At 71.8% G+C, this 20130-nt stretch carries 18 protein-coding genes; 10 read left to right on the forward strand and 8 right to left on the reverse strand.

Annotated elements, in window-relative coordinates; translation table 11 throughout:
• Positions 1-68 precede the first annotated feature (68 nt).
• Entirely contained in the window at positions 69-713 is a 645-nt protein-coding gene (locus tag AC1Q49_RS03970; RefSeq protein WP_492491015.1) for a hypothetical protein, read from the reverse strand.
• Between the two features lie 114 nt (positions 714-827).
• Between AC1Q49_RS03970 and AC1Q49_RS03975 the strand changes: the two genes are divergently transcribed.
• On the forward strand, positions 828-1415 hold the full coding sequence (locus tag AC1Q49_RS03975; protein WP_492491016.1) for a MarR family winged helix-turn-helix transcriptional regulator: 588 nt from the start codon (positions 828-830) through the stop codon (positions 1413-1415).
• A gap of 9 nt (positions 1416-1424) precedes the next feature.
• Here AC1Q49_RS03975 and AC1Q49_RS03980 read toward each other — a convergent pair whose 3' ends face one another.
• Complete coding sequence (locus tag AC1Q49_RS03980; RefSeq protein ID WP_492491017.1) at positions 1425-2024, reverse strand: LON peptidase substrate-binding domain-containing protein; 600 nt, start codon at positions 2022-2024, stop codon at positions 1425-1427.
• A 36-nt stretch (positions 2025-2060) separates the two neighbouring features.
• Between AC1Q49_RS03980 and AC1Q49_RS03985 the strand changes: the two genes are divergently transcribed.
• Together AC1Q49_RS03985 and AC1Q49_RS03990 are read left to right on the forward strand one after the other, a co-directional pair.
• Positions 2061-2558 carry a DUF427 domain-containing protein gene (locus tag AC1Q49_RS03985; RefSeq protein ID WP_060959732.1) on the forward strand — a complete coding sequence of 166 codons (498 nt, stop codon included), beginning with the start codon at positions 2061-2063 and terminating at the stop codon, positions 2556-2558.
• 26 nt (positions 2559-2584) lie between these two features.
• Entirely contained in the window at positions 2585-4390 is a 1806-nt protein-coding gene (locus AC1Q49_RS03990) for a DEAD/DEAH box helicase (protein WP_492491018.1), read from the forward strand.
• Positions 4391-4464: 74 nt separating this feature from the next.
• Here AC1Q49_RS03990 and AC1Q49_RS03995 read toward each other — a convergent pair whose 3' ends face one another.
• Positions 4465-5775: an MFS transporter gene (locus AC1Q49_RS03995; protein ID WP_060959775.1), complete on the reverse strand. Its 1311-nt coding sequence runs from the start codon at positions 5773-5775 to the stop codon at positions 4465-4467.
• Positions 5776-5993: 218 nt separating this feature from the next.
• On the opposite strand from AC1Q49_RS03995, the gene dnaK reads away from it, so the two are divergent.
• From dnaK to AC1Q49_RS04015, 4 genes are read left to right on the forward strand one after another with little or no spacing between them, the layout of a single operon-like run.
• On the forward strand, positions 5994-7865 hold the full coding sequence (gene dnaK, locus AC1Q49_RS04000) for a molecular chaperone DnaK (protein WP_101305360.1): 1872 nt from the start codon (positions 5994-5996) through the stop codon (positions 7863-7865).
• Between the two features lie 12 nt (positions 7866-7877).
• Positions 7878-8474: a nucleotide exchange factor GrpE gene (locus AC1Q49_RS04005; protein ID WP_101305361.1), complete on the forward strand. Its 597-nt coding sequence runs from the start codon at positions 7878-7880 to the stop codon at positions 8472-8474.
• 15 nt (positions 8475-8489) lie between these two features.
• A complete protein-coding gene (locus AC1Q49_RS04010) occupies positions 8490-9473 on the forward strand; it encodes a DnaJ C-terminal domain-containing protein (protein WP_060959729.1) in 984 nt (327 codons plus the stop codon).
• Positions 9474-9475: 2 nt separating this feature from the next.
• Positions 9476-9919, forward strand: a complete 444-nt coding sequence (locus AC1Q49_RS04015; RefSeq protein ID WP_101307131.1) for a heat shock protein transcriptional repressor HspR — start codon at positions 9476-9478, stop codon at positions 9917-9919.
• Positions 9920-9925: 6 nt separating this feature from the next.
• Here AC1Q49_RS04015 and AC1Q49_RS04020 read toward each other — a convergent pair whose 3' ends face one another.
• The 4 genes from AC1Q49_RS04020 to AC1Q49_RS04035 are packed head-to-tail and all read right to left on the reverse strand — an operon-like array spanning position 9926 to position 15842.
• The gene (locus tag AC1Q49_RS04020) at positions 9926-11287 is read right to left on the reverse strand and encodes a DUF2252 domain-containing protein (RefSeq protein ID WP_492491019.1); all 1362 of its coding nucleotides are present in this window, start codon (positions 11285-11287) and stop codon (positions 9926-9928) included.
• Between the two features lie 4 nt (positions 11288-11291).
• Positions 11292-12026: a potassium channel family protein gene (locus AC1Q49_RS04025; protein WP_060959727.1), complete on the reverse strand. Its 735-nt coding sequence runs from the start codon at positions 12024-12026 to the stop codon at positions 11292-11294.
• Positions 12027-12057: 31 nt separating this feature from the next.
• Positions 12058-15240 carry a GH92 family glycosyl hydrolase gene (locus AC1Q49_RS04030; protein WP_492491021.1) on the reverse strand — a complete coding sequence of 1061 codons (3183 nt, stop codon included), beginning with the start codon at positions 15238-15240 and terminating at the stop codon, positions 12058-12060.
• Positions 15237-15842 carry a hypothetical protein gene (locus AC1Q49_RS04035; RefSeq protein ID WP_101305365.1) on the reverse strand — a complete coding sequence of 202 codons (606 nt, stop codon included), beginning with the start codon at positions 15840-15842 and terminating at the stop codon, positions 15237-15239. Before AC1Q49_RS04035 ends, AC1Q49_RS04030 begins: the two co-directional genes overlap by 4 nt.
• 119 nt (positions 15843-15961) lie before the next feature.
• On the opposite strand from AC1Q49_RS04035, the gene AC1Q49_RS04040 reads away from it, so the two are divergent.
• The 3 genes from AC1Q49_RS04040 (at position 15962) to AC1Q49_RS04050 (ending at position 19563) form a co-directional block, all read left to right on the forward strand.
• Entirely contained in the window at positions 15962-17173 is a 1212-nt protein-coding gene (locus AC1Q49_RS04040) for a glycosyltransferase (protein ID WP_060959724.1), read from the forward strand.
• Position 17174: 1 nt separating this feature from the next.
• The gene (locus AC1Q49_RS04045) at positions 17175-18284 is read left to right on the forward strand and encodes a glycosyltransferase (protein ID WP_492491022.1); all 1110 of its coding nucleotides are present in this window, start codon (positions 17175-17177) and stop codon (positions 18282-18284) included.
• 292 nt (positions 18285-18576) lie between these two features.
• Positions 18577-19563 carry a GlxA family transcriptional regulator gene (locus AC1Q49_RS04050; protein ID WP_492491024.1) on the forward strand — a complete coding sequence of 329 codons (987 nt, stop codon included), beginning with the start codon at positions 18577-18579 and terminating at the stop codon, positions 19561-19563.
• Between the two features lie 9 nt (positions 19564-19572).
• On the opposite strand, the gene AC1Q49_RS04055 is transcribed toward AC1Q49_RS04050, so the two are convergent.
• On the reverse strand, positions 19573-20127 hold the full coding sequence (locus AC1Q49_RS04055; protein WP_060959721.1) for a hypothetical protein: 555 nt from the start codon (positions 20125-20127) through the stop codon (positions 19573-19575).
• Positions 20128-20130 lie beyond the last annotated feature (3 nt).

Consider the following 20130-nt stretch of genomic DNA (forward strand, 5'->3'; position numbering starts at 1 on the left):
GGCTGCGGCGACGGTGAGGGCGTCGATCGGAGGAGTTCGGGACGGGCGCGCGCCGGTTCGGGACGGGCTCACGCGCCGGCGGCGGTGCGGCCCTCGCTGAAACCGGCGGCGAAGCCGCGCTCGTACGCGCTCTCCGCGTCGCGCTGACGCGGTGCGTGGTCGCGGCAGCCCTCGCCGTGATGAGCCCGGCCCCGGCCGTGCGCGCCCGGTCCGAAGCCGTGCGCGCCGGGGCCGAAGCCGTGGCGGCGGTGTCGGGGATGGCCCTCCGGGCCGTCGCCGTCCGGAGCGCCGAGCGCACGGGCGACGGCCTCGAGGGTCGTCGTGGCGGACGCGAGCTCGTCGGCCGACACGGCCGCGGCGAGGCGGGTTCCGATCTCCTCCCTGCGGTGGGTGAGGTGCTGGGTGAGTCGCTGGGCGGCAGCGCGGCCGGCCTCGGTCAGCGTCCAGGTGCCGTCGGTCTCGGTCGCCCAGCCGCGCTCGGCCAGTCGGCGAAGGCGCTTGCCGCCGTGCGGCAGGTGCTCCGGCAGGTCGGCGGCGCGATCGGAGGCGAGCAGGTGCAGCAGTCGCGCCTCGCGCGGGCCGATGTCGTCCGCCGTGAACGCGGCGGCGCGCTCCTGCCGGAGGGCACGAGCGACCCTGCGCACCTCGCGGGCGAAGGCGCGCTGGTTGGGGACGGCGGGGGTGGTTTCGGGGATGTCTGTGAGGTTCTCCATGGGAGGTCCTTTCGTGAGGGATCGCGGGTGCGATCCATTTGCATGTCAATGTGCATGTACATGCAGTGTGACATGCAATGCCGGAACATGTCAAGAGACATGTAAATTCGAGGTATGCCGGATGCCGACTCCTCACCCTCCGACGCCGACCTCGATGCCATCGATGCCGCCCTCGGCCGCCTGCGCGGGCGGGGTCCGGGCCCCGGCGGCGGTGACCGTCACGGGCGTCCCCCGGGCGCGGAGGAGGGAGTGGGCGGCCCGCCCTGGATGAGGGGCGGACGCGGTCGCCACGGCGGTCATCACGACGTCGGGACGCCGCCGTCCTGGCCCGGCGCCCGAGAGGGCGGCCCCGCGATCCGCATGGGCGGCCCGGCGCGGCTGCGGTTGATCGAAGCGCTGCACGCGGCATCCCACCCGCTCAGCGTGAGCGAGCTCGGCGAGGCCATCGGAGTGGATCAGCCGCGGGCGTCGCGGCTGGTGCAGCAGAGCGTCGAGATGGGTCTGGTGCGGCGCGAGGCCGATCCCGACGACGCCCGTCGCACGCGCATCGCGCTCACGCCGACGGGGGAGCGGGTCGCGACGGGGTTCCGCGGACGGCGCCGGGAGCACCTCGCCGCCGCCCTCGCGGACTTCAGCGAGACCGAACGCGCCGACCTCGCCCGACTGCTCACGAAGCTCGCCGCCGCCTGGCCGCGAGGCTGAGCGCCGTCGTCAGTCGTCGGCGGGCCAGATCTCGTCGACCTCGAGCGTCAGATCGATGATCTGCTGCAGCAGGCCGCCCATCGTCGTCGCCCGCAGGAGCCGCTGCTGGTCGTACTCCACCAGCGGGGCGATCGCGGCGATCTGCCACACCGCGGCCACCGGGTCGGACGACAGCTCGATGTGCGCTCCCCACGGCGCGTCGGGGAACCGGCCGAGCACCCGCCGCACGATCGCCTCGGCCTCGGTGCGCAGCGGTGTCAGCGCGTCGTTCCACACCAGCGGATCCCGCCGGGACACCTCCGCCCGCGGGTAGGGGGCGTCGTCGAGCCACCCGTCGACGGTGAACCGGTCGGTGCCGACGGCGACCACCTGCAGAGCGTCCGCCCCGGCCGCGACGTTGACCAGGCGCGCCAGCGTGCCGATGTCGGACCGCTGATCGCCGCCGCCGGTCTCGTGTCCGCGCTCGATCAGCACGACACCGAACTGCGGGTCGTCGCTGTCGAGCAGCTCGCCCATCAGCTGCAGATACCGCGGCTCGAGCACCCGCAGCGGCAGGGGCGTGTGGGGGAAGAGCACCGCCCCGAGAGGAAACATCGGCATCACGGTCATGCGTCCAGTCAACACCGACGCACGTACAGTGGGCGCATGCCCCGCCCTCTCCCCGAAACGCCGGCTCCCGGGCAGGAGTCGGTGTGGGACTACCCCCGCCCGCCCCGCGTCGAGCCGGTCGCGGCACGGGTGACGATCCGCCTCGGCGGTGAGCTGATCGCCGACACGCGTGACGCGGTGCGCGTGCTCGAGACCAGTCATCCGCCGGTCTACTACCTGCCGATCGCCGACTTCGCCCCGGGTGCGCTGGTGGATGCCGAAGGCTCCTCGTTCTGCGAGTTCAAGGGTGCCGCCCGCTACCTCGACGTGGTGGGCGGCGGCCTCACCCGTCCGGGGGCGGCCTGGAACTATCCGCAGCCCTCGGCGGGCTACGGCATCCTGCGCGATCGGGTGGCCGTCTACGCCGCCCCGATGGACGCGTGCACCGTCGACGGGGAGGTCGTCACCCCGCAGCCGGGAGGGTTCTACGGCGGGTGGGTGACGGCGAACGTCGTCGGGCCGTTCAAGGGAGTGCCCGGCTCGATGGGGTGGTGACGGCGCCGGGCGACTACCGTGGTCACATGGCCTCTGACAGCTCCACCGATCCCGTCGAGGCCGCTCCCGCGCCCGACACCCGCATCGCCGACTCCGCCGAGGCTCCGGCGGCGCCCGGATTCGCCGACCTCGGCCTCGACGCCGCGGTGCTCAAGGCGCTGAAGGACGTCGGCTACGAGACGCCGTCGGCCATCCAGGCCGCGACGATCCCGCCGCTGCTCGCGGGCCGCGACGTGCTCGGCACCGCGCAGACCGGCACCGGCAAGACGGCCGCGTTCGCGCTGCCGATCCTCTCGCAGCTCGACCTGTCGCAGAAGACGCCGCAGGCGCTCGTGCTCGCGCCGACCCGCGAGCTCGCCCTGCAGGTGTGCGAGGCGTTCGAGTCCTACGCCGGTCACCTCCGCGGCGTGCACGTGCTGCCCGTCTACGGCGGCCAGGGCTACGGGCAGCAGCTGTCGGCGCTCCGCCGCGGCGTGCACATCGTCGTCGGCACCCCCGGTCGCATCATGGACCACCTCGACAAGGGCACCCTCGACCTCTCCGAGCTGCGGTTCCTCGTGCTCGACGAGGCCGACGAGATGCTGAAGATGGGCTTCGCCGAGGACGTCGAGACGATCCTCGCCGACACCCCCGCGGGCAAGCAGGTCGCGCTGTTCTCCGCGACGATGCCCGCGCAGATCCGTCGCCTCGCCGGCACGTATCTGAAGGATGCCGAAGAGATCAACGTCAAGGCGAAGACCTCGACCGCGACCAACATCACCCAGCGCTACCTGATCGTGTCGTACCCGCAGAAGGTCGACGCGCTCACCCGCATCCTCGAGGTCGAGAACTTCGAGGGCATGATCGTCTTCACCCGCACGAAGAACGAGACCGAGACCCTCGCCGAGAAGCTGCGGGCGCGCGGATACGCCGCGGCCGCCATCAACGGCGACGTCGCGCAGGTGCAGCGCGAGCGCACCGTCAACCAGCTCAAGGACGGCAAGCTCGACATCCTCGTCGCCACCGACGTCGCCGCCCGCGGTCTCGACGTCGAGCGGATCAGCCACGTCGTCAACTTCGATCTGCCCATCGACACCGAGTCGTACGTCCACCGCATCGGCCGCACCGGCCGCGCCGGCCGCTCGGGCGACGCGATCAGCTTCGTCACGCCGCGCGAGCGCCGGATGCTCGCCTCCATCGAGAAGGCGACGCGCCAGCCCCTCACCGAGATGTCGCTGCCGAGCGCCGAGGACGTCAACGCGACGCGCCTCACCCGCTTCGACGACGCGATCACGGCGGCGCTGGCCGAGACCGAGCGCATCGACCGCTTCCGCGACATCATCAACCACTACGTCACGCACCACGACGTGCCCGAGGCGGATGTCGCCGCCGCGCTCGCCGTCGTCGCGCAGGGTGAGACCCCGCTGCTGCTGGATGCGGACGCCCCCGAGCCGCGCCGCGAGCGCGCGGACCGCGGCGACCGTCCCGTCCGTGACGGTGACCGCGGTGACCGCGGCGACCGGCCCCGGCGTGAGCGCAGCGGCGGACCCACCGCCACGTACCGCATCGAGGTCGGGCGCCGTCACAAGGTCGAGCCGCGCCAGATCGTCGGTGCGCTCGCGAACGAGGGCGGCCTGCGTCGCGAGGACTTCGGCGCGATTCAGATCCGTCCCGACTTCTCGCTCGTGGAGCTGCCCGCCGACCTCCCCCGCGACACGCTCCAGCGGCTCGAGGGCACGCGGATCAGCGGCCGCCTCATCGAGATCAAGCCCGACCGCTTCCAGCGCTCCGCCAAGCGTCCCGAACGGGGCGAGCGTGTCGACCGCGGCGAGCGGCGCCCGCGCCGCGACTGAGCGCGGCTCGGCATCTATCGGCGCGGGAGCCGCGTTTCGACTCGCTGCGCTCGCTCAGCGACCGGGCGGCGTGATCAGCGGGCGGGCGGACGCACGGGGATCAGCAGTGCCAGCCCCACGAGCAGCACGGCGACGAGCCCGAGCACGCCCCAGTACTGATCGCCTCCGAGCGTGACGAAGACGCCGAACATCATCGGGGCGAGGAAGACGGCGGCGCGGCCGGTCGTCGCATAGAGGCCGAACACCTCTCCCTCGCGACCGGTGGGGATGCTGCGGGCCAGGAACGTACGCGACGCGGACTGGGCGGGGCCGACGAACATCGCCATCGCGAGACCGAGGCCCCAGAACACGGCAGGCCCTCCGTCGTGGAGCACGAAGATCAGGATGCCGCCGACCACGAGCGCGACGAGCGAGACGATCATGACCGGTTTCGGTCCGAACCGGTCGTCGAAGAAGCCCGACGCCATGGTCACGATGCCCGCCACGACGTTGGCGGCGATGGCGAAGATGAGCACGTCCGCGGCGGTGAGCCCGAATGTGCCGGTCGCCAGCACTCCGACGAAGGTGAAGACGCCCGTGAGTCCGTCGCGGAAGATCGCGCTGGCGAGGAGGAACCAGACGGTCGGACGGCTCTCGCGCCACAGCGAGGCGACCGTCCCGAAGAGCACCCGGTAGGAGGCGAAGAAGCCGATGCGCGCCGCGCCGGGCGTGGACGGCGTGTTCTCCGGCACCGCGAACAGCAGGGGGAGGGCCGACAGAGCGAACCAGATCGCGGCGAGGAGCATCGACACGCGCACGGCCATGCCGTCGGCCCCCGTGACGCCGAACAGTCCTACGTCGGGCTTGATGAGCCCGAAGTAGAGCACGAGCAGCAGCACGATGCCCCCCAGGTAGCCCATCCCCCAGCCGAAGCCGGAGACCTTGCCCACCGTGCGCGGCGTGGAGATCTGGGAGAGCATCGCGTTGTAGTTCACGCTCGCCAGCTCGTAGAAGATGGTGCCGACCGCGAGCAGCGTGAGCCCGAACCACAGGTAGGCGGTGTCTTCGCGGACGAAGATCATCAGCGCCAGCATGAGCACGACGACGCCCGTGTTGATGGCGAGCCACCGCTTGCGGTGCGCCGAGGCGTCCGAGCGTTGTCCTGTGATGGGCGCCGTGATGAGCACCACCAGGCCGGCGAGGGTGAGGGCCAGCGACAGGGCTTGCGACGTGCTCGCCGCGTCACCGAAGGCGCTGCCGGTGAGGTACACGGTGAACACGAACGAGGTGGCGACGGCGTTGATCGAGGCCGATCCCCAGTCCCACAGCCCCCACGCGAGCACGGCGCCACGACCGGTCGAGCGGGCGAGGGGTGCCGGCGGGGCGGGCTGGTCGGGCAGTGACATGTTCGTCACGGTATGTCCCTTCGGTGAACACCGGGTGGCGCGTCATCGCGCGTGCAGGTCACGTTACTCCCGGCATCCGTCGCGAAAGTTGAGCCGATTCATATCAACTTGGGTTTGACAGCCGTGGATGCCGGGGCTATCGTGGAACACATCGAAGTTGAGCCGGTAGGACTCAACCCCGCAGACTTCCTCAGATCCGTTTCACGAAAGGGAACACAATGGCACGTGCAGTGGGTATCGACCTCGGGACGACGAACTCCGTCGTCTCCGTCCTCGAGGGCGGCGAGCCGAAGGTCATCGCCAACGCCGAGGGCTTCCGCACGACCCCGTCGGTCGTGGCCTTCACCAAGGACGGCGAGGTGCTCGTCGGCGAGACCGCCAAGCGCCAGGCCGTCACCAACGTCGACCGCACGCTCTCGTCGGTCAAGCGGCACATGGGCACCGACTGGAAGACCCAGTCGATCGACGGCAAGCAGTACACCCCGCAGGAGATCTCCGCGCGCATCCTCCAGAAGCTCAAGCGCGACGCCGAGGAGTACCTGGGCGACAGCGTCACCGACGCCGTCATCACCGTCCCCGCGTACTTCAACGACGCCGAGCGTCAGGCGACGAAGGATGCCGGTGAGATCGCGGGCCTCAACGTCCTGCGCATCATCAACGAGCCCACCGCCGCCGCTCTCGCCTACGGCCTGGACAAGGGCAAGGAGGACGAGCTCATCCTCGTCTTCGACCTCGGTGGCGGCACGTTCGACGTGTCCCTGCTCGAGGTGGGCAAGGACGACGACTTCTCCACGATCCAGGTGCGCGCCACCGCCGGTGACAACCGCCTCGGCGGCGACGACTGGGACCAGCGCGTCGTCGACTACCTCATCAAGCAGTTCAAGGACACCACCGGCGTCGACGTCTCGGGCGACAAGATCGCGCTGCAGCGTCTGAAGGAGGCGGCCGAGCAGGCCAAGAAGGAGCTGTCGAGCTCGACGAGCACCTCGATCAACCTGCCCTACCTGTCGCTGACGGACTCGGGCCCCGTGTCGCTGTCGGAGACCCTCACCCGCGCCAAGTTCGAGGACCTCACCAAGGACCTCCTCGACCGCACGAAGAAGCCGTTCAACGACGTCATCGCCGAGGCCGGCATCAAGGTCGGCGACATCGACCACGTCGTGCTCGTCGGCGGATCGACCCGCATGCCGCAGGTCACCGAGCTGGTCAAGCAGCTCACCGGCGGCAAGGAGCCCAACAAGGGCGTCAACCCGGACGAGGTCGTCGCCGTCGGCGCCGCCCTGCAGGCCGGTGTCCTCAAGGGTGAGCGCAAGGACGTGCTGCTCATCGACGTCACCCCCCTGAGCCTCGGCATCGAGACCAAGGGCGGCATCATGACCAAGCTCATCGAGCGCAACACGGCCATCCCGACCAAGCGCAGCGAGACCTTCACGACCGCCGACGACAACCAGCCGTCGGTCGCGATCCAGGTCTTCCAGGGCGAGCGCGACTTCACCCGCGACAACAAGCCGCTGGGCACGTTCGAGCTGACCGGCATCGCGCCGGCTCCCCGCGGCATCCCGCAGATCGAGGTCACCTTCGACATCGACGCCAACGGCATCGTGCACGTGTCCGCTAAGGACAAGGGCACCGGCAAGGAGCAGTCGATGACGATCACCGGCGGCTCGTCGCTGCCCAAGGACGACATCGAGCGCATGGTGCGCGAGGCCGAGGAGCACGCCGCCGAGGACAAGAAGCGCCGCGAGGCCGCCGAGGTCCGCAACCAGGCCGAGACCCTCTCGTACTCGATCGAGAAGCTCATCAAGGACAACGAGGACAAGCTCCCCGCCGAGGTGAAGACCTCCGTCCAGGCCGACGTCGACGCGCTGAAGACCGCGCTCGCCGGTGACGACGAGGATGCCGTGAAGAATGCGTTCGACAAGCTCAACGCGTCGCAGCAGCAGCTCGGCGAGGCCATCTACGCTTCGGCGCAGGCGGCGGGCGAGCAGGGCGACCCCACGGTGGCCGACCCGGGCAACGGCAGCGTGCCGAACCCCGAGGAGGACGTGATCGACGCCGAGGTCGTCGACGACGAGGACGAGAAGAAGTAAGAGAATCGAGCCATGACGAACAAGGACTTCGAAGAGCCGATCGACGAAGTCCCCGGTGACGAGGGGTCGGAGGCGCACGCCTCCGGCCCCGACTCGCAGGGGGCCGCGGATGACGGCGACGCGCTGACCGTCGACGACATCCTCGACACGGCGCAGACGGACGAGGCCGCGGTGGCGGAGGCATCCCCCGAGGACCGCGACCTGCTGCTGGATCTCAAGCGGGTGCAGGCCGAGTACGCCAACTACCGACGGCGCACCGAGGAGCAGCGCGAGGTGGAGATCGCCCGCGCGAAGGGCTCGGTCGCCAAGGGACTGCTGCCGGTGCTCGACGACCTCGACCGTGCCGAGAAGCACGGCGATCTGGTCGAGGGCTCGCCGCTGCTGGCGATCGCCGAGAAGCTGCGCGCCGTCGTCGCCCGCCTCGGGGTGGAGACCTACGGCGTCGCCGGCGAGGCCTTCGACCCGCAGCAGCACGAGGCGATCTTCCACGCCCCGAACCCCGGCGGGGTCGAGGACGGCACCATCCTCGATGTCGTCGAGGTCGGCTACCGCCTGGGCACGATCGAACTGCGACCGGCCAAGGTCGTCGTCGCCGGTTCCGCCGACTGACGGGAGGAGGTGTCCATGGCCAGTCAGGATTGGTTCGACAAGGACTTCTACAAGGTCTTGGGCGTCTCCAAGGACGTGTCCGAGGCCGACCTGAAGAAGGCGTACCGCAAGCTCGCGCGCACCTACCACCCGGACTCCACGCAGGGAGACCCGGCGAAAGAGGCGAAGTTCAAGGAGATGAGCGAGGCGTACGCCGTGCTCTCCGACAAGGCCCAGCGCGAGGAGTACGACCAGATCCGCGCGATGGGCGCCGGAGGCGCACGCTTCCAGGCGCCCGGCGCGGGTGCCGGTGGGTTCGAGGACGTCTTCAGCCGTTTCGGCCAGTCGCGCGGATCGGCGCAGTCGGCCGACTTCGACGACCTGTTCTCGATGTTCGGCCAGGGCGGCGGCTTCGGCTCGGGACGCTTCGGTCAGTCGACCGGCGGATTCCGCGGCTACGGCGGTCCGCAGCGCGGTGCCGACGTCACCGCGCGCACCACGCTGGACTTCCAGACCGCCGTCAAGGGCGAGACCATCACGCTCGCCGGCGAGGACGGCAAGCCGTTCAAGGTGAAGATCCCGGCCGGGGTCTCCGACGGCCAGAAGATCCGGCTGCGCGGACGCGGACGGCCGTCGCCCGACGGCGGCGAGGCGGGCGATGTCGTCGTGAGCGTCACCGTGCGGCCGCATCCGGTGTTCACGCGTGACGGGCTCAACCTGCGCGTGACCGTCCCGGTGACCTTCACGGAGGCGGCGCTGGGGGCGACGATCGAGGTGCCGACGCTCGGCGGCGATCCCGTGAAGCTCCGCGTCGCGCCCGGCACCCCGTCGGGTCGCGTGCTGCGGGTCAAGGGCCGAGGGGTCCACACCGCGAAGGGCACGGGCGATCTGCTCGCCGAGGTCCAGGTCGCCGTCCCGGCGCACCTGGACGACCAGGCGAAGGAGGCGCTGGAGCGCTTCCACGAGCTGGAGCCGAAGGAGAATCCGCGCGCCGACCTCATGGCCAAGGCCCGGGAGTGACGATGAGCGACGAGCAGCCCGACGAGGAGGCCCCGATCTTCGCGATCGCCGTCGCCGCCGAGCTCGCCGGCATGCACCCGCAGACCCTCCGCCAGTACGACCGGCTGGGGCTGGTGGTCCCCGGCCGCACCCAGGGCGGGTCGCGGCGCTACTCGCTGCGTCACGTCAAGCAGTTGCGCGAGGTGGCCGCGCTCTCGGCCGAGGGCATGAGCCTGCCGGCCATCTCGCGGCTGATCGAGCTCGAGAACGAGGCGCGCGGCCTGCGCCGACGCGTCGCCGAGCTGGAGCAGCGGCTACAGGAGGAGCTCGCCCGTCGCTCCCGCGTCTTCGCGGCGGGGGCGACGGGGTCGGTCGTGACCCTCCGCCACGGCACGCGCGTGCGCCGGGCGACGGAAGTCGTCCTGTGGCGACCGCTGCCCGCGGCGGACGCCGATCCCGAGCAGTAGCGGCGACTAGACGGTGCGGGCGCCGACGGCGTCGACGAAGGCGCCGTAGTCGGTGCGGGAGAGCGCCGCGTATCCGTACGCCCACTCCACGATGGACTCCGCGGCGGCCCGCCCCGAGCCGAGGTACCCGACCACGCGCGCCGCGTTCGGGGATTGGCCGTGGGCGCGCGCCAGCACCGTGGCGCACGCCTGGGCGTAGAGCCGGAAGGGCGCGTCCTCGAGCGTCTCCGCGTCGATCCCGCCCTTCATGTCGCGGAACTGGCGCACGTAGTAGTCGGTGCTCGCGCCGCGGAAGTGGCCGAGGAACGGGTCGGACGAGCCCTGCAGGATCCGCTGCAGGGCGACGACCCGGCCGCCCTGCCCGTGGCTCGCCACGAACGAGGCGAGCTCGGCGGGCTGCGCGGCGCCCCCGTACTCCTCGAGCACGCTGCGGCCGGCCTCCTTCACCTGCATGAGCAGGGCGGCCCCGTCGCCGTCGACGAACACGGCCACGTAGCAGCGCGTGCCCACGCTGCCCACGCCGACGACGCGTCGCACGACGTCCGACAGCGAGTAGTGCGACAGGACGAGCTGCACATCGGCGCGGGTGGTCGCGATGTACTGGGCGAGGGAGGCATCCACCGCGGCGACGATCTCGTCGGTGACGTGGGTCATCGTCGGCGGCTGTTCCACGAAGCGCAGCCGGCCGTCGGGATCGAGGGCGGTCATCTTGCGCACGGCCTTGTCGCCGGTGCGCTTCTCGGCGTCCGCGATCGCCGCACGCAGCACCTTCCGCGACGCCTTGTCGCCGCCGATCAGGCCGCCCGCGGCGTCGAAGTGCTGGTAGAACCGCGCGAGCGGTGTCGTGGTGTCACCGACGGCGAGGGCCCGCGCGTAGCGCACGACCGCGGCGCGCGCGGCATCCGCGGTGACGGCGTCGTCGCGTCCGGTCGCCTGACCGGCGACGACGATGCTGGCGACCAGGCGCTTGAGGTCCCACTCCCAGCTGGCCCATGCCGACTCGTCGAAGTCGTTGAGATCGAACACCAGCGTGCGCTGGGGCGAGGCGTAGAAGCCGAAGTTGGCGACGTGGGCGTCGCCGCACGACGCGACGAGGATGCCGCTGGTCGGCCCCGCCGCGAGGTCGTCCGCCATGAGCGCCGCGGTGCCGCGATAGAACGCGAACGGGCTGGCCGACATGCGCTCGTCGCGCAGCGGCACGAGCTCCGGGACGCGGGCGGCGTTCTGGGCGGAGAGGATGCCGAGGGGGTCGCGCCGGTGCGTCGGCAGTTCGGCCAGCATCCTCCGGGGGAAGCGTCGGCGCTCGCGGCGGCCTTCCTCGTGCGCGCTCTGCCGGCTCGTGGGCGCTGTCCAGGAAGCGAGGGTCATGCGCTCATGATGGCATCGAATCGTCGGCGTCCCCCGGCGTCGAGCCGCGGGCGGCGTCGAGCGCGCGTTCGTGCTGGAGACGCTGGCCCACCCGGTGCATCTGGTCGGTGAGCGCGGAGATCACCGTGGCGCTGGTGACACCCAACACGATGAGCCCTCCCATCATGAGCCCCACGGCGATCGTCCGACCGAGCGGTGTCACCGGGACGAAGTCGCCGTAGCCGACCGTCGCCAGGGTCGAGAAGCCCCACCAGATCGCATCGCCCAGGTTGACGATGTTCGCGTGGGCGTCCTGCCGCTCGGCGAGCCACACGAGCGTCGACGCCGTGAACACGAACAGCAGCGTGAAGATCGAGACGAGGATCACCAGGCGCAGCCGCTGCCGCGAGGCGCTGGCGCGGAACCACGGCAGCCGCCACAGGTAGGCGAGGATCACGAACGGACGCAAGTAGACGATCACCAGCGCGACCGCTTCGAACCATCGTGTGCGCAGAAACTCGCGCGGCGACCCGCAGATCGCGAGGCGCACCACGATGTCGGCGATGAACACGATCCACAGGACGCCGATCAGTCCCACCAGGAGGTTCTGCTGGTGCACGGTCAGCTTCGTGTCCGCCAGGCTCCAGACCCACGCCGCGAAGAACACCAGCGACAGGGCGAACATCGGCCAGGCCGTCCGGTCCTCCCACCGCAGCACACGCGGCGACAGCGGCCGCCGGCGGCGCTCCCTCTCGCTCATGCGGCCACCCTAGCGGCCGTCTGCAGGCGCGTCAGCGCGCGTCGCCCAGGTCGAACAGCTCGATCTGCCGCAGCCGCACCGACTGGCGGGCGCGCACCCGGAGGAAGCGGGCGTGCACCCGCTCGGCGAAGCGGAACGGGGTGGTCCGGTCGGGGGCCAGGGCCGTCGGTGCGGTCACCGCGACGGGCCGCCACGACACGGCATCCTCGCTCGCCTCCCACTGCAGAGCGTCGGCCTCGACCGCGCCGACCGCGGTCACCGTCGCATCGGTCACGACGGTCGTCGCCGGGAACGCCCACCCGGCCCACGCCCCGGTGCGCAGACGCACGCCGCGGTCGCCGCGCGCCGCGCCGTCGTCGAAGAGTCGTCCGGCGAACCAGACCCCGCGGGAGCGGAGGGCGCGCCCGGCGGTGCCCGTGAGATCACGGTGCCAGGGCGCGGCCGGCGGCGTCGGCGCCGTCCAGAGCGCTCCCTCCGGGACCTCGCCGACATCCAGCTCCAGCTCGACGTCGCCCGCGAGCACCTCGACCGGCAGCGTCGGCGCGCCGAGCGGCATCCCGTTCACCCGTGCCGAGCGCAGCACGTGGGCGTCCGGACCGCTCCGCCGCGTGCGGATGCGCAGGCGCGAGCCGTCGGAGCGCGCCACGGAGATGTCGTCGAAGAGCGGCGAGCCGATGACGAGCGCGCCCGAGGCGGGGTCGAGCGGGTAGAGGCCGAGCGCCGCCCAGAGCCACCACGCGCTCATCTCGCCGTTGTCCTCGTCGCCCGGGAAGCCCTGGCCGATGTGGCCGCCGGTGAACAGCCGGCGCGCGAGTCCGTGCGCCACCCCACCCGCCCGCCAGGGCTCGTCGCTCGCGGTGTACATGTACGGGATGTGGTGCGCGGGCTGGTTCGAGACGGCGCACATCCCGCTGCGCAGCGCCCGGGCCTCGCGCTGCTCGTGGATGACCTGGTGGTAGGAGCCGGCGTGGGCCCGGTCGGCCGTCTCCGGCTCCGCGAACAGCCGATCGAGGTGGGTGCGCAGTCCCCGCGGTCCGCCGTACAGCTGCGCCAGCCCCGCCGGATCGTGCACCGCGCTGACCGACATGCCCCACGCGTTCGTCTCGACGTAGTCCCCGCCCCAGACGCGCGGATCGAATCGCCCGCCCGGGAACGCGCCGTCGGCGTCCCGCCCCCGGAAGAAGCCCACGGCGGGGTCGAAGAGCTGCCGGTAGGAGAGCGAGCGGTTGGCGAGCCAGCGGGCGAGGGCGTCGTAGCGGGATGCCGACGGCTCCGGGGTCCGCGCCGCGAGCCGCCGGGCGAGCCGGGCGAGCGCGGCGTCGCTGATCGCGTTCTCCACGCTCCAGCTCATGCCCTCGTGCGTGTCGCGGGGGATGTAGCCGAGGAAGCGGCCGCGGCCGATGCCCTTGCGTCCGCGGCGCGCGTCCGGTGCGCGCTCCCCGGCGTTGCGCCACCCCGAGGCGAACGCCGCCTCCGCATCGTCCAGCAGCCCCCAGCGCTCGCCGTCCGCGAGGATCTGATCGCTGGAGGTGCCGACCATCGCGTCGACGTATCCGGGCGCCGACCACCGCGGCATCCACCCGGTGCGCCGCTGCTGCTCGAGGATGCCGTCCAGCAGTCGTCGCGCCCCGTCCGGGTCGACGAGCGAGAACAGCGGCCAGGCGGTGCGGTAGGTGTCCCAGTAGCCGTTGTTGACGGCGAGGCGTCCCGCCACGACCGGCGCGCCGGTCGCCTCGGCCGAGTGCGGGCCGGACGGGACGAACGGGTCGGCGTACACCGGTGCGGGCTGCTCCGCCGTGCCCGCGTTCTCGTGGGCCGCGTTCGGATACAGGTGCAGCCGGTACAGCGCCGAGGCCAGCTGCGCGCGGGAGTCGTCGTGCGCGAGCCCGCGGAACGGGCGCTCGGATGCCGGCAGGTCGGGGATCCGCACGCGATCGACGACGGTGTTCCAGGCGGCGTGGGTGCGCTCGCGCAGCTGATCGAAGGAGAGGTGCTCCGGCGCCTCCAGCGCGAGGGAGCGGCGAGCCTGCGCCAGCGAGACGAACGAGATCGCGATGCGCAGCTCCAGCTCGCCGCGGCCCGCGACGAAGCCGGCCCGGTCGCCGCGTCCGTCGTCGTCGAGGCGGCCCGCCCGCCCGGATGTCGTCCGCACGACGCCCACGAAGAACGTCCGGCCGCCGTTTCCCCACTCGGCATCGCCCTCGCCGACCCAGCCGTGCACGGCGTCCGCCGTCGCGGTCAGGGCGCCGTGGCGACCCGGCTGGTCGATCACGAGTCCGACGTCCCCATCGGTGCGCGGCGCGCGCACCCGGAAGAGCCCCACGTGGTCGGTCGCCGTCGCCTCCACGCGCAGGCCGCCGTCGAGGCTCGCCATCCACACATGCGGGTGCGCGCGCTCCGAGCCCGGCGCGATCCATCGCCGCCGGCGGGCCGGGGCGGAGGCGGGGGAGCCGTCGAACGGCATCATCTGGAGCACCCCGCGGTCGCCGATCCACGGACTCGGCTGGTGGGAGAACTGCACCGCCTCCAGGCGCCGTCCCGCATCGTCGTCGTGCACGAAGGGGCGGTAGGGCCAGCGCTGGTCGCGGGCATCGGTGGCCGGGACGAGGAAGGTGAACCCGTGCGGGACGGCGACGGCCGGGATCGTGTTCCCCCGCGAGAACCGGTCGCCCGCGTGCGAACCACGACGCGTGTCGACGCGTTCGGCGGGGGAACGGTCCCCGTGCGGCATCCGCTCGACGCGCACCTCGACGTAGCCGCTGACCTCGTCGACGCCGGTCAGGCCCGGCGCGCCCAGAATCACCTCGACCGCCGCCGTGCGTCCGGCGAACGGCGCCAGGCCGACACTGTCGGCATTCCACTGCTCGGGCAGGCTCCACCGGGCCGCGAACTGCGCCTCCGCGGCGATCGGGAAGTCGTATCGATCACGCACACGGGGGTCAACGCTCAGCCGGTCCTCGCCGCTGCGGGCGTCGACGGTCACCGCCAGCGCGGCCCACGGGGCGTGCACGGCGGCATCCCCGTCGGCGTAGAAGGCCCAGTGCAGCACGGTGTCGTCCGTGCACGCGACCTCGTCGAGTCCCGGCACCACCACGGTGACGACGCCGTCGGCCGGACGGAACCGGTAGCGGAACACCCCGCCGCCCAGCACCCCCGTGTGCGGGCGCGAGGACGGCGGGTCGGCCGGCCCGTCCGCCGGCTCCAGCGCGATCATGCCGGGTCGATGCGGAGCACCGTGGCGCTCTCGCCGACCGACAGGTCGTCCACGACCCGCAGCGACCGCGCGAGGTCGTCGACGGCCGGCACCACCGTGCCGAACCGCTCGCGGTCTCCGCCGGTCGCCGTGACGGTGACCAGGTGCGTGCCCGTGTCCCACGTGTAGGTCGCGAACGGCGGCGGCGTCGTGCCCCCCTCGCGCGTCGGGGGCGTCGGCATGACGAGCCGCTCGCCGACGCCGAGGTAGGTGCCGCGGAAGCTCTCGGTGTCGTCGTACTCGATCGGCATCATCGCCCGTGCGGTGCGCAGTTGGGGCGTCAGCTGCTGGATCTGCGCCATGACGACCACGAGCTCGGGATCGGACTTCCACACCCAGACGAGCACGCGCCCGGCCGCCTTGCGCATCAGGGCGGGAGCGGCCTGGCTCATCGCCCAGGCCGCGAACCCGCCGCCGGGCCGGGGCTGCGCGCCGACGGCCGCGTTCGCCTGGCCGAGCAGCATGCGGATCGCCTTCTTGCGGGCGCGACGCCCGGAGAAGCCGAAGGAGTCCGTCACGGCGACCCAGCGAGCCGGGTCCGCATCCGCGGTGAGTCGAGCCATGGCACCACGTTACGCGGCGCGGCTCCTCCCGGGCCAGAGAAGGCCCTCGGGTAGACTCGACGCCGGCGGCTCCGCGATCCGCGGTCTCGCCGCCGCCGCACAGATAGGCCCCGCACCCCGTGACCGAATCCGCGACACCCGACGACCCGACCCCCCTGCATCGGCCGCTCACGATCGTCATCGCCGCCGACACCTTCAGCCCCGACGTCAACGGCGCCGCCCGCTTCGCCGAGCGCCTCGCCGCCGGACTCGCCGGGCGCGGCCACGACGTCCACATCATGACGCCGAGTGTGAAGCACTCCGTGCACGGCACGTTCCGGGAGACGATCGAGGGTCAGGAGATCACCGTGCACCGCCCGCCGGGGTGGCGCTGGCCTCCGCACGACTGGCTGCGCTTCGTGCTGCCGTGGATGGCGAAGCACTATTCCCGCAAGCTCCTCGACGAGGTGCCGGCCGACGTCGTGCACAGTCAGTCGCACATCGTGCTCGGGCGCGCGCTGACCCGCATCGCCCGTCAACGCGGCATCCCCGTGGTCGCCACCAACCACGTCATGGCCGAGAACATCCTCGACTTCACGACCCTGCCGCCGCTGCTGGACAAGGTGGTCGTCAAGCTCGCGTGGGACGACGCGAAGCGCACCTTCGACATGTCGCGTGCGGTCACCACCCCCACGCGCAAGGCGGCGGAGTTCCTCGAGAGCACCATCGACATCCAGGGCGTCATCCCGATCAGCTGCGGGATCGACAAGCGCAACTACACGCCCGACCTGACCCCCCGCACCCACCGCCGCGTGCTGTTCGTCGGACGGCTCACCACCGAGAAGCACGTCGAGGTGACGCTCGCCGCGGTCGCGAAGCTCGCGCCGGAGCTGCCCGAGATCACGTTCGACATCGTCGGCGGCGGCGACCAGCGCCGCGCCCTCGAGCAGGCCGTGCAGCGCCTCGGCATCCAGGATCGGGTCACGTTCTACGGACGTGTCGAAGAGGACGACCTGCGCGCCGCCTACACGCGTGCGGACGTCTTCGCGATCGCCTCGATCGCCGAGCTCCAGTCGATCGCGACGATGGAGGCGATGGCCTCGGGCCTGCCCGTCGTCGCCGCCGATGCCGTCGCCCTCCCGCACCTCGTGCGCGACGGCGAGAACGGCTACCTGTTCGAGCCGGGCGACGTCGACGACCTCGCCGACAAGCTCCGGCGCGTGCTCACGGCCTCGCCGGAGGAGTACCTGCGGATGCAGCAGGCATCGCTCGACGGCGTGGAGATCCACGACATCGAGAAGACGCTCGACACCTTCGAGAAGCTGTATCGCGGTGAACCGATCGGCGGCTGAGATGCGCCTGCTGTTCGACGCCCGCTACATCCGCACCGACTTCCACGACGGCATCAGCCGCTACTCCGCGGAGCTCGCGGCCGCCGTCGCCGCCCTCGCGCCCGAGCGCGATGTCGAGATCGCGTACCTCATCCACGACGAGGCGCAGCGCGCGTTCCTCCCCGACGGCGCACGTGCACTGCGCATCCACGCCCCGACCGCCGTGCGGGAGCCGCTCACGGCGCTCGTGCTCAACCGGTACCGCCCGGATGCCGTCTTCTCGCCGATGCAGACGATCGGCACGCTCGGCCGGCGCTTCGGGCTGATCCTGACGCTGCACGACACGATCTACTACCGCCACCGCACCCCGCCGCGAAACCTCCCCTGGTACGTGCGTGTCGGCTGGCGGTTGTTCCACCTGTCCTACGTGCCGCAGCGCCTCACCCTGAACGCCGCGGACACCGTCGCGACGGTGAGCGAGACCAGCGCCGCCGAGTTCGCCCGGGTGCGGCTGACGACGCGGCCCGTCGTCGTGATCCCGAACGCCCCGCAGCGTCTCGCGGCGCTGCTGCCGGATGGCGTCGGCGTCGAGCCGGGCGCGGAGAACCTCGTCTACATGGGCTCCTTCATGGGCTACAAGAACGTCGAGACGCTCATCCGCGCGATGGCGGAGCTGCCCGGGCGCACGCTGCACCTGCTGTCGCGCATCTCCGACGAGCGGCGCGCCGAGCTCGAGCGCCTCGCCGACGGTCGCGGGGGGACGGTGCGCTTCCACAACGGCGTCACAGATGCCGAGTACGCCGCCCTGCTGGCCGACCGGGCGGTGCTGGTGTCGGCATCCCTCGATGAGGGCTACGGACTGCCGGTCGCCGAGGCGCTCGCACTCGGGGTGCCGGCCGTTGTGACCGACATGCCGATCTTCCGCGAGGTGGCGGGCGGCGGCGCGCTGTACGCCCCCGGCACGGATGCCGCGGCCTTCGCCGCCGCGGTGCGCGAGCTGGACGATCCCGTGCGCCGCGACGCCGTGATCGCGGCGGGCGCGGACCACATCGCGCGGTTTTCCTGGGAGCGGTCGGCGAACGTGCTGCTCGACGCGGTCACCCGGGTCTCCGGCGTCGCCCGCGGTCGCTGAGCGCGGCGCGTCCCGAACTCCTCCACTCCGACCCTCCGCGGGTCGGATCGGCGCGGATCAGGGGCGTCACGCCCCGCGGTGGAGGAGTTGCGGCCGGCCAGTCACGGCAGCCGGTTCGGGTCCGTCGGCACCTGCCTGTGGCCGTCGGTGAGAAGCGCGCGGACGGTGGCGCCGATCGCGATGAGCGAGAGGGTCGCGAGGGGGATGATCACAGCAAGCATGGCAGAAAAGCTACGCTGGGTTTAGTTCTGCCACGAGTGGCAGGACTGCTCAAGAGAGTAGGATTCCTGCCATGAAGACCATCGCCTGCGTCATTCAGCCCGGTTTCGCCCCGTTCGAGTTCGGGCTCGCGTGCGAGGCGTTCGGCCTCGACCGGTCCGACGACGGCATCCCCAGCTTCGACTTCCGCGTCGTCGCGCCCGATCCGGGCGCCGTGCCCAGCAACCTGCGCTTCTCGATCAACGTCGACGACGACCTCACGTTCGCCGACGAGGCCGACCTCGTCGTCATCACGCCCATCCCGCGCGAGCAGTGGGCCCACGTGGACGAGCGGGTCGCGGCCGTCGTGCGCCGCGCCGTGGAGCGCGGCGCCTGGGTGCTGACGGTGTGCAGCGGCTCGTTCGTCGTGGCCGCCGCGGGCGTGCTCGACGGCCGCCGGGCCACGACCCATTGGCGCTACGCCGACACGATGGCCGCGATGTACCCCGAGATCGACGTGGACGCGAACGTGCTCTACGTGCAGGACGGCCGCATCATCACGAGCGCGGGAACCGCCGCGGGCCTCGACGCATGTCTCCACCTGCTGCGCATCGAGCTGGGCGCCGAGATGACCAACACGATCGCGCGCCGCATGGTCGTGCCTCCCCAGCGCGACGGCGGGCAGGCGCAGTTCATCGCCAAGCCGCTGCCCGAGTCGACGTCGCTGTCGCTGACGCCGGTCACCGAATGGATGCTGGAGAACCTCACCCTCGACCTGTCGGTGGATCAGCTCGCCGCCCGTGCGCACATGTCGCCGCGGACGTTCGCCCGGCGGTTCAAGGCCGACTACGGCACGACCCCGGCCGCGTGGCTGGGGCGCCAGCGCATCATCCACGCGCAGCGACTGCTCGAGCAGACCGATCTCGGCCTCGACGCCATCGCCGCCGCCTGCGGCTTCGGCTCGGCGGCGGTGCTGCGGCAGAACTTCGCGCGCACCCTCGGGCTCACCCCGACCGCCTACCGCGCGCGCTTCACGTGCGCGACGCCGGCGCAGGAGTCGATGGCGGCGATGGCGTCCTGACCGTCGGCGTCAGGCCAGGCGGATGCTGCGTGCCAGCTCGTCGACCACGGGGTCGAGCGCTTCGGCCAGCGGCAAATCCGAGCCGGCCGTCAGCACAACGATGTCGCGCTCGGGAGTGCGCCACACCCAGTTGGTCGCCCGGACGATCGTGTCACCCGCAGTGCGGATCCACCGCGTCGACTTCGTGCCCGTCCCCAGCGTCTCGGAGGCGAACGGGACGACCTCGGGCTCGCGCACGGCGGGCCCCTGGTTCTCATGGGTGAGGTCGGTCAGAGCCACGTCCTCGCGGCGCGGCAGGTCGTAGACGTCGACGATCGCGTGCGGTGCGGTGATGTTCGGCAGGTGCACGAAGCGGATGGTGCCCGACCGGTTGTTGCGCACCGCGCCCACGAGGTACGCGCGCAGCCAGTCGACGAGCTCGGCCGGCGCGGCCGTGGGTCCGTCTCCGCCGAAGGCGCGCGCGACGGCATCCGCCCACTGCTCCTCGTCGGCGAACGACTCCCAGGGGAACACGTTCGGAACGTAGACCCACCGGTCCAGGTCGTAGTCCATGTCGATGGCCATGAG

This window comes from Microbacterium sp. MPR-TSA4 (genome assembly GCF_058792815.1).

What these genes read in the sequence shown, in the direction of transcription:
- AC1Q49_RS03970 (WP_492491015.1), bottom strand. Translation starts at nt 713, where the DNA reads ATGGAGAACCTCACAGACATCCCCGAAACCACCCCCGCCGTCCCCAAC.
- AC1Q49_RS03975 (WP_492491016.1), top strand. Translation starts at nt 828, where the DNA reads ATGCCGGATGCCGACTCCTCACCCTCCGACGCCGACCTCGATGCCATC.
- AC1Q49_RS03980 (WP_492491017.1), bottom strand. Translation starts at nt 2,024, where the DNA reads ATGACCGTGATGCCGATGTTTCCTCTCGGGGCGGTGCTCTTCCCCCAC.
- AC1Q49_RS03985 (WP_060959732.1), top strand. Translation starts at nt 2,061, where the DNA reads ATGCCCCGCCCTCTCCCCGAAACGCCGGCTCCCGGGCAGGAGTCGGTG.
- AC1Q49_RS03990 (WP_492491018.1), top strand. Translation starts at nt 2,585, where the DNA reads ATGGCCTCTGACAGCTCCACCGATCCCGTCGAGGCCGCTCCCGCGCCC.
- AC1Q49_RS03995 (WP_060959775.1), bottom strand. Translation starts at nt 5,775, where the DNA reads ATGTCACTGCCCGACCAGCCCGCCCCGCCGGCACCCCTCGCCCGCTCG.
- dnaK (WP_101305360.1), top strand. Translation starts at nt 5,994, where the DNA reads ATGGCACGTGCAGTGGGTATCGACCTCGGGACGACGAACTCCGTCGTC.
- AC1Q49_RS04005 (WP_101305361.1), top strand. Translation starts at nt 7,878, where the DNA reads ATGACGAACAAGGACTTCGAAGAGCCGATCGACGAAGTCCCCGGTGAC.
- AC1Q49_RS04010 (WP_060959729.1), top strand. Translation starts at nt 8,490, where the DNA reads ATGGCCAGTCAGGATTGGTTCGACAAGGACTTCTACAAGGTCTTGGGC.
- AC1Q49_RS04015 (WP_101307131.1), top strand. Translation starts at nt 9,476, where the DNA reads ATGAGCGACGAGCAGCCCGACGAGGAGGCCCCGATCTTCGCGATCGCC.
- AC1Q49_RS04020 (WP_492491019.1), bottom strand. Translation starts at nt 11,287, where the DNA reads ATGACCCTCGCTTCCTGGACAGCGCCCACGAGCCGGCAGAGCGCGCAC.
- AC1Q49_RS04025 (WP_060959727.1), bottom strand. Translation starts at nt 12,026, where the DNA reads ATGAGCGAGAGGGAGCGCCGCCGGCGGCCGCTGTCGCCGCGTGTGCTG.
- AC1Q49_RS04030 (WP_492491021.1), bottom strand. Translation starts at nt 15,240, where the DNA reads ATGATCGCGCTGGAGCCGGCGGACGGGCCGGCCGACCCGCCGTCCTCG.
- AC1Q49_RS04035 (WP_101305365.1), bottom strand. Translation starts at nt 15,842, where the DNA reads ATGGCTCGACTCACCGCGGATGCGGACCCGGCTCGCTGGGTCGCCGTG.
- AC1Q49_RS04045 (WP_492491022.1), top strand. Translation starts at nt 17,175, where the DNA reads ATGCGCCTGCTGTTCGACGCCCGCTACATCCGCACCGACTTCCACGAC.
- AC1Q49_RS04050 (WP_492491024.1), top strand. Translation starts at nt 18,577, where the DNA reads ATGAAGACCATCGCCTGCGTCATTCAGCCCGGTTTCGCCCCGTTCGAG.
- AC1Q49_RS04055 (WP_060959721.1), bottom strand. Translation starts at nt 20,127, where the DNA reads ATGGCCATCGACATGGACTACGACCTGGACCGGTGGGTCTACGTTCCG.